Source organism: Prauserella flavalba (assembly GCF_003202235.1).
GTDB classification, from domain to species: domain Bacteria; phylum Actinomycetota; class Actinomycetes; order Mycobacteriales; family Pseudonocardiaceae; genus Prauserella_A; species Prauserella_A flavalba.
Genome location: NZ_MASU01000015.1, coordinates 1 through 17,266 on the forward strand (window position 1 = coordinate 1; position 17,266 = coordinate 17,266).

The 17,266-nt window shown below is 69.4% G+C and carries 11 protein-coding genes; 5 read left to right on the forward strand and 6 right to left on the reverse strand.

The features are described from left to right. The first annotated feature begins 1,264 nt into the window (after nt 1-1,264). The 5 genes from BA062_RS32205 (at nt 1,265) to BA062_RS32225 (ending at nt 8,325) form a co-directional block, all read left to right on the forward strand. A complete protein-coding gene (locus BA062_RS32205; protein WP_245960112.1) occupies nt 1,265-2,548 on the forward strand; it encodes an MFS transporter in 1,284 nt (427 codons plus the stop codon). After that, entirely contained in the window at nt 2,545-3,321 is a 777-nt protein-coding gene (locus tag BA062_RS32210; protein ID WP_110342912.1) for an aspartate/glutamate racemase family protein, read from the forward strand. Before BA062_RS32205 ends, BA062_RS32210 begins: the two co-directional genes overlap by 4 nt. A gap of 44 nt (nt 3,322-3,365) precedes the next feature. Beyond that, nucleotides 3,366-4,625: a hydantoinase/oxoprolinase family protein gene (locus BA062_RS32215; protein WP_110342913.1), complete on the forward strand. Its 1,260-nt coding sequence runs from the start codon at nt 3,366-3,368 to the stop codon at nt 4,623-4,625. After that, complete coding sequence (locus tag BA062_RS32220) at nt 4,622-5,704, forward strand: DUF917 domain-containing protein (RefSeq protein ID WP_110342914.1); 1,083 nt, start codon at nt 4,622-4,624, stop codon at nt 5,702-5,704. Before BA062_RS32215 ends, BA062_RS32220 begins: the two co-directional genes overlap by 4 nt. Before the next feature lie 1,112 nt (nt 5,705-6,816). Continuing rightward, entirely contained in the window at nt 6,817-8,325 is a 1,509-nt protein-coding gene (locus BA062_RS32225) for a PucR family transcriptional regulator (protein ID WP_110342915.1), read from the forward strand. Nucleotides 8,326-8,337: 12 nt separating this feature from the next. Here BA062_RS32225 and BA062_RS32230 read toward each other — a convergent pair whose 3' ends face one another. The 6 genes from BA062_RS32230 to BA062_RS32255 all read right to left on the reverse strand — a co-directional run bounded on the left by BA062_RS32230 (nt 8,338) and on the right by BA062_RS32255 (nt 17,190). After that, nucleotides 8,338-10,011, reverse strand: a complete 1,674-nt coding sequence (locus BA062_RS32230) for a hydantoinase B/oxoprolinase family protein (RefSeq protein ID WP_110342916.1) — start codon at nt 10,009-10,011, stop codon at nt 8,338-8,340. Beyond that, nucleotides 10,011-12,053, reverse strand: a complete 2,043-nt coding sequence (locus BA062_RS32235) for a hydantoinase/oxoprolinase family protein (RefSeq protein WP_110342917.1) — start codon at nt 12,051-12,053, stop codon at nt 10,011-10,013. Before BA062_RS32235 ends, BA062_RS32230 begins: the two co-directional genes overlap by 1 nt. 1,133 nt (nt 12,054-13,186) lie before the next feature. Next, the gene (locus tag BA062_RS32240) at nt 13,187-14,170 is read right to left on the reverse strand and encodes a dipeptidase (RefSeq protein ID WP_245960113.1); all 984 of its coding nucleotides are present in this window, start codon (nt 14,168-14,170) and stop codon (nt 13,187-13,189) included. A gap of 5 nt (nt 14,171-14,175) precedes the next feature. After that, nucleotides 14,176-14,562 carry a nuclear transport factor 2 family protein gene (locus tag BA062_RS32245; protein ID WP_110342919.1) on the reverse strand — a complete coding sequence of 129 codons (387 nt, stop codon included), beginning with the start codon at nt 14,560-14,562 and terminating at the stop codon, nt 14,176-14,178. A 1-nt stretch (nt 14,563) separates the two neighbouring features. Then, nucleotides 14,564-16,117: a hydantoinase/oxoprolinase N-terminal domain-containing protein gene (locus BA062_RS32250; protein ID WP_110342920.1), complete on the reverse strand. Its 1,554-nt coding sequence runs from the start codon at nt 16,115-16,117 to the stop codon at nt 14,564-14,566. Further along, a complete protein-coding gene (locus tag BA062_RS32255; protein ID WP_110342921.1) occupies nt 16,114-17,190 on the reverse strand; it encodes an S-methyl thiohydantoin desulfurase family protein in 1,077 nt (358 codons plus the stop codon). Before BA062_RS32255 ends, BA062_RS32250 begins: the two co-directional genes overlap by 4 nt. Nucleotides 17,191-17,266: the final 76 nt, after the last annotated feature.

The window sequence follows — 17,266 nt, forward strand, 5'->3', positions numbered from 1 at the left end:
GTGCTGAAGACGAGTGGATCTACGACTGGTCGGGAACTGCGGTGCGCACGGTCCTACCCTGCCCCCACTGGGGGATGCGGCTGAGCCGATCCTGATCGTGGGTGTGGTCGCGATCGTGGATGCGTCCTGGCGCGCAGGTGCTGGTGGCGAGGCTGCGCGGCTGTCGGTGTCGTCATGGGCGTTGGTTGGCACCGAGCTACTCCGCAAGATCCTCCCTCGCCTTGGCCTGGGGAACGCGCCGGTCGCGCTCACGGAGGCGAGCTTTCCGAGCGGGTATGTCCGCCCGTGCCGGACTCGCCCTCGGCGCCATCCTCGTCGCCTCTCCACGCATCCGCCCGTACGTCGCCGCCGCGGGCATGCTGTGGCTCGCTGTCTTGGCCGCCGCGGTCCATGCCCCTTACCACCACCGACCCAGTGACGTCTTGGCAGCCACGTTGCTGGCTTGCGCCCTCTACAGCTTCGCGGTCCGGTTGCTGCCAACCGCGGCCGGGGCATCCCGTGGTGCACTCGTGCGCTGTCGGCTGTCGCCTTCGAACTGTCGGTGGTCGGTGGGCTCGCCGCCGGAGCGCGAGAGCTTGTCACACAATCACTGTGTTCGCCGCGGTCGCATTCCTGTGCGTGGTGCTCTGGTCCGCGGCGGAGGGGATCTCCGAGACGCCGACCGGCGTCTCCGCTGGCTTCGGCGAGACCGGGTGAGGCCGCCCGTCCGGCAACGACTCGGAGCCGGACGACGTCGGCGGAGCTCGCCGGGCGCCGCCAGAGACCCCCGCGCCGTGTTGCGCAGTGCCTGCGCGACCTGCCTGGCCAGGTTCACCGTCACGACAGGGTTGCCCTCGACGTCGCGCGCGACCTGGCCACGCACACCGTCCGGAGAGCCGGGGGCGCGGCAGTCCGTGCGACCGGAACAATCCGCACGGCCGTGGGTTTCCACCGCACGGGTGGCCCGATCACTGGCTATACGGCCATTACCGAGGCACAGTGGATCGCCCTCGAGGCCGTTGCCCTCGGACAGCCCCTACCCGATAGGTAACGCGGAGCGGCACGCGCAATCGGTTCGGCGATCCGCGGACCGCGGTTCACCGGCGGACGGTGCGAGGTGGCGCACAGCACACTCGCGAAGGTCCGAGGTGTTCACCGAGCACATCGAGGCCACTCGCGCGGCACCTACAGTCCCGCACTCATCCGCCCCAGTCGCCCTCACCGGAGGTGTTCGATGAGCACCGATGATCAGGTCCATTCCGGCCCCGCCGCCGCTACGATACCGGTGGGCACGGTTTTCGCCCGGATGCCGCTCACCGCGGCGCACGTCAAAGCAGGCGCCGCGCTCTTCGTGGCGTTCGCCATCGAGTCCTGGGAGATGCTCAGTCTCACCTACATCGCCGCGGACCTGCAGCACAGTCTGGGCATCACCACCGCCCAGCTGGGTCTGGTGATCTCGGCCCTGTTCCTCGGCATGATCCCCGGCGCGCTCGTGTGGGGTCCCGTCGCCGATCGGATCGGGCGGCAGCGAACGTGCATGTGGAGCTTTGCCGGCTACGGCGTGCTCACCCTGCTCAGCACCGTCGCACCCAACTACCAGGCCCTGATGGCCACGCGGTTGCTGTCCGGCTTCGCCTTCGCGGGCGTCTTCGCGATCACCTTCCCCTACTTCGAAGAGCTCCTTCCGGTTCGTAACCGCGGCCGTGCGGCGGTCTTCCTCGCGGCGGGCTGGCCGATCGGCGTGCTGGCGGCCGTCGCGGTCGCCGCGCTGTTCGGTGATCACGGCTGGCGCGCCGTGGTCGCCGTAAGCGCTGCGGCGAGCCTGTGGGCGCTGGTGATCCGCCGCTGGGTTCCGGAATCTCCGTACTGGCTCGCCCAGCAAGGCCGCTCGGACGAGGCATACGACGTGCTGGCCCGCCTCGGTGCCACGGACCTGGACCGCGACCGGCCACTCACCGTGCCCGGGCTGAAAGCGGGCTCCATCCTCGGGTTGCTCAAGGGGTCGCTCGGCCGCATCACGATCATCCAGATCGCAGTGAACTTCCTGTTCTCGTGGGGGTACTGGGGCCTGCAGACATGGCTGCCCACACTGCTGCAGGAACGCGGGCTGTCCGCGTCGTCGAGCCTGGGCTTCGTGGCGATCAGCGCGGTATTCATGATCCCCGGCTACCTCAGCGCCTCGTGGCTCACCGGCCGGTTCGGGCGCAAGAAGGTGTTCATCGGTTACGTCCTGGCCGCGGCGGCGGGCGGGGTCTACTTCGCGAACGCGAGCACGCTGACCGAGCTCTACGCCGGAATTTTCGGGCTGTCCTTCTTCAGCCTCGGCGCCTGGGGCGTCTGGGACACCTGGATCGGCGAGCTGTATCCGTCCCCGGTGCGCGGTGTGGGCTACAGCCTCGGCATCTTCGGCCAGCGCGTTGCGAACACGGTCGCTCCGAGCCTGGTCGGCCTCCTGCTCGCCCACGCCAGTGGCTTCTACACCACGGTGATCTTCATAGACCTGTTCCTCGTCGCCACGGCCGTGCTTGGACTGGTCCTGCCGGAAACCGAAGGAAAGGAATTGCAATGACCAGGATTCTGTGGGTGAACCCGCTGTGCACCGACGCGCACGACGAGGCACTCGCCCAGTCGTTTCGGGATGCCGTCCAGCCGGGCACGTCGGTGGACGTGGTGTCGTTCGGCGGCGAGGGGCCGAGCCACCTGGAGTACAGCTGCTACGAGGCGCTGGTCGCGCCCGACCTGCTGGGCACCGTGCGCTGGGCCGAGGAGTCCGGCTACGACGCCCTGGTCATCGGCTGCTTCTACGATCCGTTCCTGCGGGCCGCCCGAGAGGTCGCCACCCGCATGGTCGTCACCGCTCCGGCCGAGGCGTGCCTGGCGATCGCCTCGACCCTTGGGGAGAAGTTCTCCGTGCTCGTCGGCCGGCGCAAGTGGGTCCCGGAGATGACGGAGAACGTGCACAAGTACGGCATGGCCGACCGGCTCGCCTCCTTCCGGGTGCTCGGCATGGGGGTCAACGATTTCCAGGTCGACCACGAGCTCACCGAGCGGCGCATCCTCGAGGAGGCGACCGCGGCGGTCGCCGAGGACGGCGCGGACATCGTGGTGCTGGGGTGCACCATCGAGTTCGGTTTCTACCGTCAGGTCCAAGAGAAAGTGGGCGTCCCGGTGATCGACGCGACGGTCGCGCCGCTGAAGTACGCGGAGTTCCTCGCCGACCTGAGCGCGCGCTTCGGCTGGAGCCACAGCAAACTGATCGGTTACGAAGGTCCCACGGCCGTGGAACTCCAGCGGCTCCTCCGGGTCGTGGCGCCCTCCCGGGTGGTCGCCATGCCGCGCTGACCGGCACGGGCCGGACCACGTGGCATGCTTGGACAGGAGGTGGCATGCGTATAGGTGCACGCCTGAGCGGCCGCGCGGTCCGGGGAGTCCTCGCCGACGCCGGACATGTCCTTGGGCAGTCGACGGCCGTGGGTGCCCGCGCGCTGGGCACGGTTCTGCACGAACTCGGCAACCTGGCGCCACACGGGGTGCGCTCGGTGACTCTGGAAATCAGCGATCTGCTCGTCGAGGCGGTACGCCGGCCACGCACCGACCTGGGCGTTACCCCGGTGTCCGTTCTGCGCGTGCTGCCGCGGGTCCCCCGGCACGCCGCGCTGGCCGACCACCCGTCGTCCACGCTGCGCTCGTTCGTACCCCACAGGACGACCGTGTCTGGGGGGCACGACCTATTCGGCACCCCGCTAGCACCGCTGGATGTGCCGAGTGCGGTCGAGGCCGCGCGCGAGGCACGCCGGCTCGGCCTGGAAGCGATCGCGGTGGTCGCGACCGGCGCCGTGGGAGCGCCCGGTCACGAGAGCGCGGTGGCGAAAGCCGTCCTCGACGCCGTCCCGGACCTGCGGGTGAGCCTCTCGCATGAGGTCGGTGGCATGGGCCTGCTGGTGCGGGAGACGGCAGCGGTGCTGAACGCGGCACTGCTCTCGGCCGCCGGACGGCTGGTCGATCGTTGTCAGCGCGCCACGCGGCCGCTCGGCGACGTGCCGTGCTGGTTCGCCACCGGCGACGGCGGACGCGTCTCGGCGGAACGCCTGCGGGCACTGCCCGTGCTCGGGCTCCAAGCGAAGTGGGCGATGACCCTGCTCGGCGCCGCCGTGCTGAACGGTCGCGACAACGCGACGATCGTCGTCGAGGACGGGACGACTTGCACGATCGGCGAGGTCCGCGACGGGCTCCCGCACGTCGCGGCCGATCTCCAGGGCGCACTCGGTGTGCGGCTGGCCGCACCGCAACCGGTTCTCACCACCACCGGCACCGAGTCGTTCCGGGCCGGCCCCGAGCGGTCGCTGCGCGGCTCACCCGACGTCTCCCCGGTGGTCATCGGCAACGGCGACCTCGACCTGGCCACCGTCGGTGCGGCCTCCTGCGAACCGACGTCGTGGGTCGACCTCGTCGTGCACGCCGGCTCGACCGACGAGCTGCGCCAGCAGCAACGTGCCACCGAGGATCGCGCCTGCGGGATGGTCGCGACGAGCGACGCCCCGCCGGGCTCCGAGCGGATCGTCGAGTCCAGCGCGACCGCCCTTGCGTACGTGCGCGCGGGGACCTACCGTCTCCGCGTTCGTGCTGCGGCGGGAGCACGTCCGTGAACGCGGTGACAGCCGAGGACCTGCCCGCACTGGCCGCGGGTGCGCACCTGCTCGCGTCCGGCGCCGGGCGGACGGATGTCGACGGAGTGCTGCACTGGCTTTCCGCGCTGCTCACCGAGCACGGCCCGGTCCCGCTCGTACAGCCGGACGAGCTCGCCCCGGATACCGCCTGCGCCGCCATCGGTCTGGTCGGATCCGTCACCGCGCTGGCCGAGCTGCCCATGGTGGGCGACGAGCCGCTACAGGTGGTCCGGGCGCTGGAGGCCAGGCTGGGCACGACACTCGGCGCCGTCGCCGCCCTCGACGCGGCCACCGCCAACGCGCTCACCCCCGTCGCCGCGGCCGCGTCGCTCGGCCTGCCTCTGGTGAACTGTGACGGGATGGGCCGCGTGTTCCCGCTGATCCACCAGACCTCCTTCGCGCTCGCCGGGGTGTCGCTCACCCCACTCGCCGCGGTCGGCGCGACCGGCGACACCCTGGTCCTCGACGCCACACCGGAGCGTGCGGAGAGGTTGCTGCGGGCGGCGGTCAACGTCTCCGGCGGATGGATGCTGACCGCGATGTACCCGACCACCACGGCACGGCTGCCCTCGGCCGGGATCGTCGGTTCGATCAGCCGGGCGATCGCGGTCGGCCGGGCTCTGCTCGATGCTACGGACACCGACGATTTGGCCATACGGCTCAAGGCCCAGGCCGGCAGCCGCGTACTCGGCACAGGTCGAGTCGTCGAGCTCGAACACCGCACCCGGCCAGCGGACACCGGTCATCCGGCGTACCCGTCGAGCATCGTCGTGCGCTCACACGCGGAACCGGTGCGGTTGATCAGGTTGGAGGCGCAGAACGAGCTGCTGCTCGCCCTGGTCGACGGTGCGGTGGCGGCGGCCGTTCCGGACATCATCTGCCTGCTGGACCCGCACGACGGTCATGTCATCGACGTGGAGTCGGTGACGGTGGGCAGCGAAGTGCAGGTCGTTGTCGTGCCCGCGGCCGACGTGTGGCACACCCCGCAGGGTCTTGCCCTGGTCGGCCCGCGCTCCTTCGGTTTCCCCCTCTCCGGAATGGGGCATCAGGGTATGTAGAACCCATGTGCTTCCAAGAAAAGCGCCCGCGTGTGTCCGAACTGACGGGACCTTCGTCGTCGACAGTAGGGAGCTGCACCCCTCCCGGGCTGTCCCGGAGAGGACGCACGGACGAAGACAGGAGAGACCCCGCCACGTGAGCGACAACGCGAACAGACTCCCACTGGCGCAGCGACTGATCGAGAACCTGGCGACCGAACTGGAACCCACCACCGACCCGCATGCGCGGGCCCGGCAGGTCACTCGCCTCCGCAAGGCTTGCCTGGCCGCGAAGGACGGCACGACCACGCGCGCCGGGACGATAACTCCTGGACACGACGTCCCGGCGGAGGCGACCACCCGTTTCCGGGTCGCGATGACGATGGACGGAAGCCCGGACATCAGGCTCGTCATGAACCTGCGTGCCGTCGACACGAGTGCCGTGACGCGGTGCGTCCTGAAACGCGTGCTGGATCTCCTTGGGCCCAGCCACGGCGTCAGCCACTTGCGGGCATGGAAGTCCCGTGCTGAACGGCGATCGCGTTCGTCGTGCCGGCGCACCGCGAGGGCCGACGAGCTCCGTCGCGACCGCGAAACTCACACCGAACATCCAGGAGAACCCTTGAACCCGGGGGACGCCAGGACGGCGTCACGCGGCGCTCGCGAGTCCGCACGGCTACCGGTCGCCGTCAGTAGTCACCTCAGCAAATTCTCGCGCCTTACAAAGACACCATTGCCAGCTCACCGCACACGACCAGGCTCTCCGCCAGGCACAGAGTCAGCGTGTATTCCGCCCCGCCCGGCAGTGACCCCGGTGGGGATCATTCCCGGAGATCGCCCCTCGCGGCTGCGAGTTCTTAGCGACCGGAACCGTGCGAGTCGTCGACATACCGACGGTCAGGGTTCCGTTTCGCGGTTCCTGCCCGCGGTGACTATCCCTGGTGACCGGATCGGTGTGGGTCCCGGTCGGCAGGACCCGTCTGATGGCTCGTTACTGTCTTCGCCAGGCGGGAAAGGCGTAGGCGAATGACGCATTTGATGGTATTTGTCCGGGTCTCAATACTGACGGGGAGAATACGTCCTGACTCATCCCGGGGTTTCCCGGTCTGGCTCCCTTCCGAGGAACCGCGCCGATGAGCGGCTCCCGACTGCCGGAGGTCCTTACGGTCGCCGAGCTCGTGCACCATGGCCCGCTGGCGAAGGCCAGAATGCTCGCCGACGCCAACCTGGACGCCCAGGTGCGGTACGTGGTCCTGGTGTCCGATCTGGACCAGACCCGTAGCTGCCGGCCGAACACAGCGCTCGTCCTGCACAGTCCCGCGGCGCAAGGTGGCTGGGCCCTGGAATCCGCGCTGCGCGCGGCGTGGGAGCGCGGCGCGGCCTGCGTGATCGCGCCGGCCGACAGCACCGTCAACCGGTCCACGATCGCCCTCGCCGAACGGCTGCACGTGCCCCTGTTCGTCGTCGAAGGGGATCCCGCGCAGCATGCCCTCGAGCTGGCCGCCGCGGTGGCCAGCCCCGGCGCCGCCCGCGCACAGCTAGCCGCGCGGTGTGCCTCGTCCATCAGCGAGCAGTCGAGCCTGCGTGGCATCGTCGGCGTGATCAACACCGAGCTTCCGGGCACGTCGGTGGCGCTCGTCGCCGAGGACGGGCAGGTGCTGGCGGGCAAGGCCGCCGCCGTCGGCGGCCAGGTGCGTATCCCGGTGCCTGCCGTCGACGGCAAGCCGTGGGCGCATCTCGTCGCACGATTGTCGGCGCCCTCTCCGTCCGGGGCGGAGACGGTCACGACGATCCTGCGGCTCGCCCGTGCTCCCCTGGCGGCGAGCGCGGCGAAGCCGAAGCTCGCGCTGGCGCGCCGCGGGGCACAGGAACGGCTGCTGCTGGAAGCGCTGCTGAGCGACCGGCCGGACGCCGACACCGAACAGGCGGCCCGGGAACTCGGCTGGCGGTTCGACGAGATGAACGTCGCCGTCCTCCTGCGCCCCGCGGCGGGCGCGCCCTCGGTCGACCCGGATATCGCGGCGGCCGGGGTACTGGCCGGGTGGCACGAGGCGTTCGCGGACCATCCACTGGTCCCCCACGGCGAGGGATGGGTGAGCTGGTGGAGCGGCCCCGACCAGCCCACCGACCGGGTACTGAGCCGGTTGCGCAGGCGGCTGCCCAGGATCCGATGCGCGCTGCCGTTGAGCGCGGGCCTCGGCGAACCCGGACGCGGGATAGACGGGCTGCGACGTTCCCTGCACGAGGCCGCGCTCGCGTCCTCGGTGGCGATCCGGTCGGGTGCCGGTGCCGTCGAATCCTTCGGCGCGCTGGGGCCGCGCGTGGTGCTGGCCAGTCTCCACCACGAGGAGCTAACTACTGCCGCGGAAACCGCACTGGCAGCCCTGCTGACCTCCGCCGACGGCGATGTGCTGGTCCGCACGCTGTGCGCGGTACTGGACTGTGGTGGTTCGACCACCCAGGCGGCGGCCCGCCTCGGGGTGCACCGCAACACTGTCTCCGGCCGCCTCGACCGCATCCGGGCCAGAGGCATCGCGTTCGACGATCCGGATCGCCGGCTCGCCATCCACGTGGCGTGTTTCGCGTTGCTGGGCGACCGCGCCACGGTGCCGCCCGGCGGATCGCCGGACGGCACTGCGTGACGCGCACGGCCGTCAGCCGACGGAATAGACCTCCCGCGCCGCCGCGGCGGAGACGTGCCCGTCGAGCACATCGATGCGCACCGCCTCGCGGTCGCGCTCGCCCGGGTCGCCGAATCCCCCGCCACCACCGGTGTGGCAGCGGAACACATCACCCTTGCGCAGCCGAAGGCCGTTGCACTTGAGCAGCCGGCGCTCGTCCGGCCGCGCGGGGTTGACGATCACCTCGGGCGGAGTGGCGTCCGCCCCGCCGAACAGCCCCCATGCCGGCGTGATCGAGCGCTCGAACCAGAGCGAGACCGTGCAGTCCTCCAGCGCTTCGTATTCGCGGATCACACCGTTGCCGCCGCGCCACTTCCCCGCCCCACCGGAGTCGGGCCGGAACCCGTACTCGGTGATCCGAAACGGGAACCGGGTCTCGAACACCTCGGTCGGGATGTCCTTCAGTGACCCGTTCACGTTGTTGATGAGCGCGCTCTCGCCGTCGGAGCCATCCCACGCGCCCCAGCCACCCAGGGTGGCCTCGAGACTGACGTAGTCGCGTTCGGTCCGCGGGTCCCGCCCGGCGACCAGCACGATCATCGAGTCGCCGTGGCTCGCGCCCGCGACCTTGTCCGGCAGCGCAGGCGCGAGAGCCTTGGCCACCAGGTCGATGAGCAGGCCGAGGTGGGAGAAGTACCACTGGCAGGCGGCGGGTGCCTGCGCGCCGAACACCGAACCCTCGCGGACCTGCACCGTCATCGGACGGAACGAGCCACCGTTGCCGGGCACGTCCGGGCTGACCAGGAGCTTGTAACCGACCCGGCATGCGGACACCGTCTGCGAGGTGCCGCAGTTGACTGGGCCGACCGTCTGGTCCGCGGACTCGGTGACATCGAACTCGATGTCCTCACCGGACACCGTGATCTTCAGCTTGACCGGGATCGGGGTGTCCAGGTCGACGCCGTCGTTGTCCAGGAAGCCCTCCGCAGTGTAGACGCCGTCCGGGATGCCACGGATGACCTCACGCTCCAGCCGCTCGGTCTGAGCGAAGATCTCGTCCCGGGCCGCACGCAGCGTCTCCAGGCCCCACCGGCGGACGATCTCCTCCAGCCGCTGCTGCCCCATCGTGATGCACGCGATCATGCCACGCATGTCGCCCATCGTCGGGTACGGGAAGCGCACGTTGGTGGAGATCGTGTCGATCACCTGATGCACCTCGCGGCCGCCCTCGACGAGCTTCTGCGGGCCGAGGCGCAGCCCCTCCTGGAAGATCGAGGTCGAGTCCATCGAACCACCGGGGTCCTTGGAACCGACGTCGATCCAGTGCGCGCGCGAGGCGGTGAACCCGACCAGCTCGCCGTCGACGAACACCGGCCCGAAGATCGTGACGTCGTTGAGGTGGGTGCCGCCGAGGTAGCTGTCATTGAGGATCCACACGTCGCCGGGCTGCCACACCTCACGCCCGAACCGCTCCTCGGTCGCCTTGGTGCAGGTCTCCAGATTGCCCAGGAAGATCGGCAAACCCGCGGACTGACCGAGCACCTGGTGCTGGTCGTCCAGCAGCGCGACGACGCAGTCACCGCATTCGTAGATGAGCGGCGTGTACGCGGACCTGATGAGGATCGCGTTCATGTCGTCGGCGGAGGACTTCAGGGCGTTGCGGATGATCTCGACGACAACCGGGTCGATGGGTTTCTGGTTGCTCATCACTGCTCCTTGCTCCGGATGACGAGGGAACCGATCTCGTCAGCGGTGACCTGGTGGCCGGGTGGCACGACGGTGGTGGCGGTGCCTTCGAGCACGATCGCCGGGCCGTCGAAGGTGTGGCCGGGCAGGAGGTCGTCCCGCCGCGCGAGCAGGGTGTCCCGCTCGGTGCGGTCGAAGACCACCGTCCTGATCTCGCGCGGGAAGTCCTCGCCTGCCGTCGCCGCGATGCGCTCGGTCTCCGCCTGACCCAGATCGCCGAGGGCCGTGGTGCGCAGCGTGACGAACTCGATGGGAGCGCCGAGGTTCGCGTGCCCGTAACGGGACTCGTGCTGCTCGGCGAAACGCTTGGAGATCACCTCGAGGAAGCCCTCGCGCAGCGGTTCGTCCACCTCCAGCACCGGCACCGTCAGCGTGTACTCCTGTTCGACGTAGCGGATGTCGACAGCGTGGGCGGTGCGCCGGCTGTGCTCGGACACGCCCTCCCCGGCCAGCGACTCCATCGCGGTCCGGTCCATGGCCGTGAACTGGGCGGCCATGTCGGCACGGTCGAGGTCCTCGTCGACGAAGAAGTACGGTTCGGAGAAGTCCTTGCGGATCTCGGTCTGCAGCATGCCCCACGCGGAGAAGGCACCGGGGAAGCGCGGCACCACGACCTCGGAGATCCCCAGCTCCTCGGCGAGGAACACCGCGTGCATCGGCCCCGCGCCACCGAAGGCGACCAGGGTGAACTCGCGCGGCTCGATGCCCCGCGACACGGTGATGGTGCGGATCGCCTGCGCCATCTTGGCGTTGGCGACGTCGCAGATGCCCTCCGCGGTCTGGATGACGTCCAGGCCCAGCTTGTCGCCGAGGGCGGCGAGCGCGGTCTTGGCACGTTCGAGATCCAGGCTCAGGTGCCCACCCGCGAACCAGTCCGCGTCGACCCGGCCGAGCACGAGGTTGGCATCAGTCACGGTGGGTTGCTCACCACCCCTGCCGTAGCAGGCGGGGCCGGGATCGGCACCCGCTGACTGCGGCCCGACCCGCAGGCCTCCCGCCTCGATCCAGGCGATCGACCCGCCACCCGCGCCGATCGTGTGGATGTCGACGACGCTCATCAGCATCGGCAGGCCTTCCAAAGAGGCCTCGGGCGAGACCACCGGCTCACCGTCCACCACAAGGGACACATCGAACGAGGTGCCGCCCATGTCGACACAGATCAGGTTGGGCGTGCCGAGCGCCTTGGCCAGTGCCGCACCTCCCATCGTCCCGCCCACCGGCCCGGACAGCAGTGTCTGAAGTGGGCGTTTCTGCGCCGACTCGGCCGTCAGGATTCCGCCGGAGGACTGCATGACGTGCAGCGGGACGGTGAGTCCCTGTTCGTCCAGGCTCTGCTCGAGCCGACTGAGATAGCGACGCACCACGGGGCCGGTGTAGGCCTCGATCACGGCCGAGGAGGTGCGTTCGTACTCCCGCCATTCCTTGGCGGCCTCGTGCGACAGCGAGATGGTGATGTCCGCACCGAGTTCCTCGACGAGGATCTCCCTGGTGCGCAGCTCGTGTGCCGGATTCTTGTAGCTGAACAGGTACCCGACCGCGATCGCGCCGAATCCCTCGTTCGCGAAGCGCTTGGCTGCCGCCCGGACAGCGGCCTCCTCCAGCGGTTCCAGCTCGACCCCCTCCGCGCTGAAGCGGCCGCCCACCGGCACGATGTCCCGCAGCGGGAGCAGCGGTTCGGGCTTGCGGAAGTGCAGGTCGTAGAGCCGGGTCCGGGGGCCGCGTGCGATGTGGTAGGTGTCGCTGGCACCGGCCGTGGCCAGCAGCAGGACCTTGACCCCGCGACGTTCCAGCAGGGCGTTCAGTCCCTGGGTGGTGCCGTGCACCATGAACGAGATGTCACTTGGCGACCGCACGATCGATCCGAGCGCATTCAGCACGCCTTCGGTCAGGTCTTCCGGCGTGGTGGAGGACTTGCCGGCTTGGAAGACGCCGCCATTCTCGTCGTAGGCGACGACATCGGTGAACGTCCCTCCGATGTCCATGGAGACGCGGTACGGGCCCATCAGCGAGCTCCTCTCAGCAAAAGAACGTGGGCGGCACGGTAGGACCCCGGTGTGCCGCATCGATGTGCAGCGCGAACACCAGATGCGGAGCGGCATGTGCTCCGCGCACCGCCGAGCCACCGGATACGGAGACGCTCGCTCGACCACATGGGGGGAGAACGCCAAGGTCGGCGCGGTGGGCGGCAGCTTCCACGGCGAAGGGGCCCAGGGCCGATCTATCAGCTCCAGCGCACCGAGTACGTCCGCCACGCGCGGGAAATCGGTCGTCGCAAAAGTGGCGTGTGGGTGCTGACCGGCCTCGACGATGTTCCGGGTTCCGTGCTGCGCGAGGTTCCCGGGACGCGAGGCGGTGTGCTCCCGGGCCGAGGTGGCGACATCTAGCACCGCAGCGCGTTGACCGAGGACATGGAGGGCACGCTCGCTGACTGACGCTGGGATACCGATGTGTCTCACCGTCGGCGTGCGCGAGCACCACCGAACTGATGCCGACGTGGCGTGACCTGTGGCGGCAACGCGTGCGCCGGCAACGGGGGCTGGACCACCTGGGGTCCTACGGACTGAGCAGGATCACCGTTCCGTACCTGTTGCAGCAGCTGTGGGCGGTCTTCGGTTTCCTGATCGAGGTGGGGTATTCCCTCCTGCTGGTCCTGTCACTGCTGGTGTGGGACGACAGCTGGAGTTCCGCCCGGTTCTGGATCGGCGTGGGAACAATCCTGTGTGACATCGACAGGATCGTGACGGTCCGCCCTGCCGGGTGGGGGGAATCCTGCTCACGTTGCTGTTCCTACCCGAGACTTCTACGACTTCTCCCGTCTCGGCGTCTATCTCGCCGGACTGGCGGGAGAGTTGTTCCGCCGCGACGCCCAATGACATCACGTCAATCGCCCGATCGACGACGGCAGGTAAAGATCATGTATGGAAAAGGAGCCACAGCGGCGGCCGCACGAGCTCGGCCGGGACGCTGGCCTCGAGCGGTGGCAGCGCGGGCTGGATGGTGCGCGCCGCGCTGATGTTGCTGATGGCGGGTATGGCCCCTGCTGAGGCTGATCCCGGAGAAAGGCCAGGCTGACGGCTGATGCCTCCGCACAGCCAGGACGGCGGAGTCATCGGCCGATGGCGCCCTCCGCGTCCACCTACCGGGGCAGCGCCCGGCCGAGAAAGTCGATCAGCGTGCCGGCGGCCACCGCAAGGGCGTCGCGCTTCCCCAACCGGTCCATCAGCAACGGCCCGAGCTTAGCGAGATCCGCCGGCCGCCGCAGGTCCTTGACCACCGGCAGCGCGGCGAGATCCACCAGCGCGCCTTGCAGGATCGGGTCGACGGTCCTGGCGACGTCGTCCATGAAATCCGGGCCCAGCGCGACGTGTCCGGCTCCGACGAGCTCGACAGCGTGTGCGGCATGGTCGACGTAGTGCCGGAGCTCCGGCTGGTCGTACAGGAACGGCCCGAACGCGTTGATCCCGACGAACCCGCCCGACGCGGCGATCGCGCGAATCTGGTCATCGGTAAGGTTGCGCGGGTGGGCCTGCAGCGCGCGGCACGAGGAGTGCGACGCGACGAAGGGTCGCCGCGCGACCTCGGCGACGTGCCAGAATCCCGCCATCGACAGGTGGCTCACGTCCAGCACCACACCGAGCCGCTCCATCTCGGCCACCGCATCCACCCCGAGTGCGGTCAGCCTGCCTCCCGTGTCCTGTTCGCCGACCCCGTCGGCCAGCATGGTCCGGCGGTTCCACGTCAGCGACGCCATCCGCACCCCGGCCCGCCAGAAGACATCGAGCATCGCCAGGTCGTTGCCGACCGGCTCGGCACCTTCGATCGCCAGCAGCAGCGCGATACGCCCTTGTTCGAGCGTGCGGGACAACTCTTCGGACGTCTCCACAATGGACACTTCCGCGCTGTGCACCTCGGCCAGCTGCCGGGCTTCCTCGAGCAGCAGCAGCGCGCGGCGCAGCGCGCCCTCGCCCACGAACTGCTCCTCGGTGTACACCGGCAGGACCTGCAGGACGACGCCACCCTCGCGCAACTGCGGCAACCAGAAGTCACCGAACGGGTCCCTGTGCCCACGTTCCCGCAGGTGCCGCACCGCCATGAGCAGATCGTCGTGGCAATCCGCCATCGGGATCATGAAACCGCTCCCAGCACCGAGTTCAGTGCAGCACCGTTGTAGTAGAGGAACGCCTGCGCGATGCGTCCTTCCCGCACCGTTACGACCGAACAACCCTGGACGTCAAGGGGCTCCACATCCGGATCCACCGGCGTGCCGCACATTTGCCACCGGATCGTCCCGCGGTCACCGCTGACCATGACGTCGACGACCTCGCGGCGATAGTCGGGGTACCGGCGCAGCAGTTCGGCGTTGGCCGCGCGGTCGTCGTCGGGTGAGGACAGCGCCGGCCGGCCATTGACCTCGACGGTGAGGTGCGGGGCGAGCAGCGCCGCGGCGGTCTCGGCGTCGTGGTTGTTCTCGGCGTCGTTGTATGCGAGGTAGACCCGCTCCGGATCGGTCATCTCACGCCCCCAACGGACCGGCGGCCTTGACCTGCACGCGGCAGGCCTTGCCCGGCAGGTAGGACAGCGGGACCTCCACTACCGAGGTGATCCGCACCCGCTTGGCGTCGGCGCCGGCGCGGACCGCGGCCTCGGTCGCCAACCGCACGGCGTCCTCCACACAGGACTCACGGCCGCGTGGCTCGTACCGGTACACCCGGTCGACCGCACCCGAAGCCTCGGCGATGGCAGCCCCGAAAGCGTTGGCCACGGCATGGTTGGCGGGCCGGATCACCTCCGACACCCCTGGAACGGTATCCGGCACCAGATGTGACCCTCCACCGACCGCGATCAGCGGCATCGCGGCACGGCTGGCTTTCATCCGCTCCGACATGATCTGGATCTGCTGGTCGGTCCACGCCAGCGCGGCGTCCACAGTGGCCTCGTCCACACCGGATACCAGGGTGGGATCACCGAACCCGTGCAGCCGTCCCGTCCGCACCGAGATGTCGGACAGGGTCAGCGTGGAACCGCCACGGACGAGCGCATCGGAGACCACGCGGTAGCCGACCGAGGCTGGGCCGACTTGGACGTCGGGACCGCTGCCCTGCACCGTGGTTCCGCCGCCCAGACCGATCGAAATCAGGTCTGGCATCCGGAAGTTCGTGCGCACGCCGCCCACCTCGACGGCCGCGGAGGATTCCCGAGGGAATCCGTCCACCAGGATGCCCACGTCCGCCGACGTTCCGCCCACGTCGATCACCAGTGCGTCGGACAGCCCGGCCAGCGCACACGCGCCGCGCATCGAGTTCGTCGGCCCGGAGCCCACGGTCAGAATCGGGAAGCGCACGGCCTCGTTCGCCGTCATCAGCGTTCCGTCGTTCTGGGTCAGATAGGACTCCACCTCGATGCCGTGTCCGGTCAGGGCGGAGTGGAACCCGTTGACGACCCGGCGGGCAACCCCGAGGAGGGCGGCGTTGAGGATCGTGGCGTTCTCCCGCTCCAGCAGCCCGAGGGAGCCGACCTGGTGGCTCAGCGAGACCGGGAAGTCCGGGCCGAGCTCGGCCGCGAGAAGCTCAGCCGCCCGCAGTTCGTGCTCGTTGCTGGCGGGGGCGAACGGGCTGGATACGGCGATAGCCGAAACTTGCCCCGCACACTGGGCCGCGAACTTCGCGACGGCCTCGACGTCCAGCGGCGCGATCACCGTGCCGTCGTACTCGAATCCGCCACCGACGATCGCGGACGGGCCGATCACGGTCTCGTGCAGTTCCTTCGGCCAGGCGGCACCCGGCCGCACCGCCAGCGACGACGGCGCGGCCAGCCGGATCACACCGACCCGGCCGAGTTCACGGCGCTGGATGATGGCGTTGGCGGGATGGGTCGTGCCCAGCATGGCCCTGGTGATCCTGCGGACGTCGACGCCGGCGATCACCTGCTCCAGGGCCGAGGTGATCCCGTCGAAGGGATCCGGTGTCGTCGCGGCCTTCGTCGACGCGACCACCGTACCGGGCCCGTCGACCACGACGGCGTCGGTGTTGGTCCCGCCGACGTCGATTCCGATGCGCAGAGTGCTCACGGCCGGCCACCTCCCAAGGGCACGTAGTCGACGTCGTAACCGAAGGCCTGGGGTCCCACGATGTCCAGGAACCCTTCGCGGTGCCACTCGGGCGCGCAGGGCAGGCCGAGCACGTCGACGCGCTGGCCGTAGGCGAGCATCTCGGTGGTGATCGGCTGGGCGTTCTCGTGGTCCAGCAGGCAAACCAGGTCGGGTGAGGTGATCACCGGGCGGTCGCCGTCGAACGCGATCAGGAACTCGTTCTGGATCTCCACCCGCATCGTCCGGCCGGGGTCATCGAAATGCTCGATCATCACGGTGCCCTTGGCGAACCCGTCGGTGGTGTGCCGGTCGAGATCGACGATCTTGCCGGAGAAGTATTTTCTCGCCTGGGCGAAGGACAGGAACTCGTCGTAGGCACCGGCCTCACCGCGCTGCACGGCCGCCAGGCGTTTGCCCAGTTCGGTGCAGTAGGTCATCGATCCGCGAATGCCGTGCTCGATGATCTGGCCCGCGGTCAGCGGGTAGCAGGAGATCGCGTTGGCCAGCCCGAGCATGATCGCCGTACCGCGGGCAAGTTTCTCCGAGACCTGGTTGGTCGTCGTGGAGAAGACGACGACGTTGCCCTTCTCATCCGCCATGCTCATCGGCCCGGCGGGCACACCTGCCAGGGTGAAGACGGTCATCTCCAGCTGTGGGAAGGCGCGGCGCATCGAATCGGCGTCGACGATCGGCAGGCCCAGCTCGACGGCAACCGCGAGCGGGATGAGCGTGTTCATGCCACCGACCTCGATCGGCATGATCGCCACCGGCTTCTCGCCGATGAAACTGGACAGCGCCGTGACGGCGCCGACGAACTCGGCTCCGGCCGGCACCTTCTCCAGGATCACGGTCGGCGCGCCGATCACCGCGACGGTCAGCACGCGGCCGTCGGGTGGGAGCTCGGCCGCGTCGACCACGGTCACCGGGCCGTGGTCCTCGATCGCCTGGCGGGCCATGAGCCGCGCTATGTAGGGATCTCCGCCACCGCCGGTGCCCAGCAGCGTGGCCCCCAGGGTCAGCTCGTCGATGTCGTCGACAGTCAGCAGCCGCATCCGATCCTCCTCACGGGAAGCGCTGGATCCCGGGACGCTATGTCCCGCCCCCGCGCGCGACGTGTGCTGGAGGACC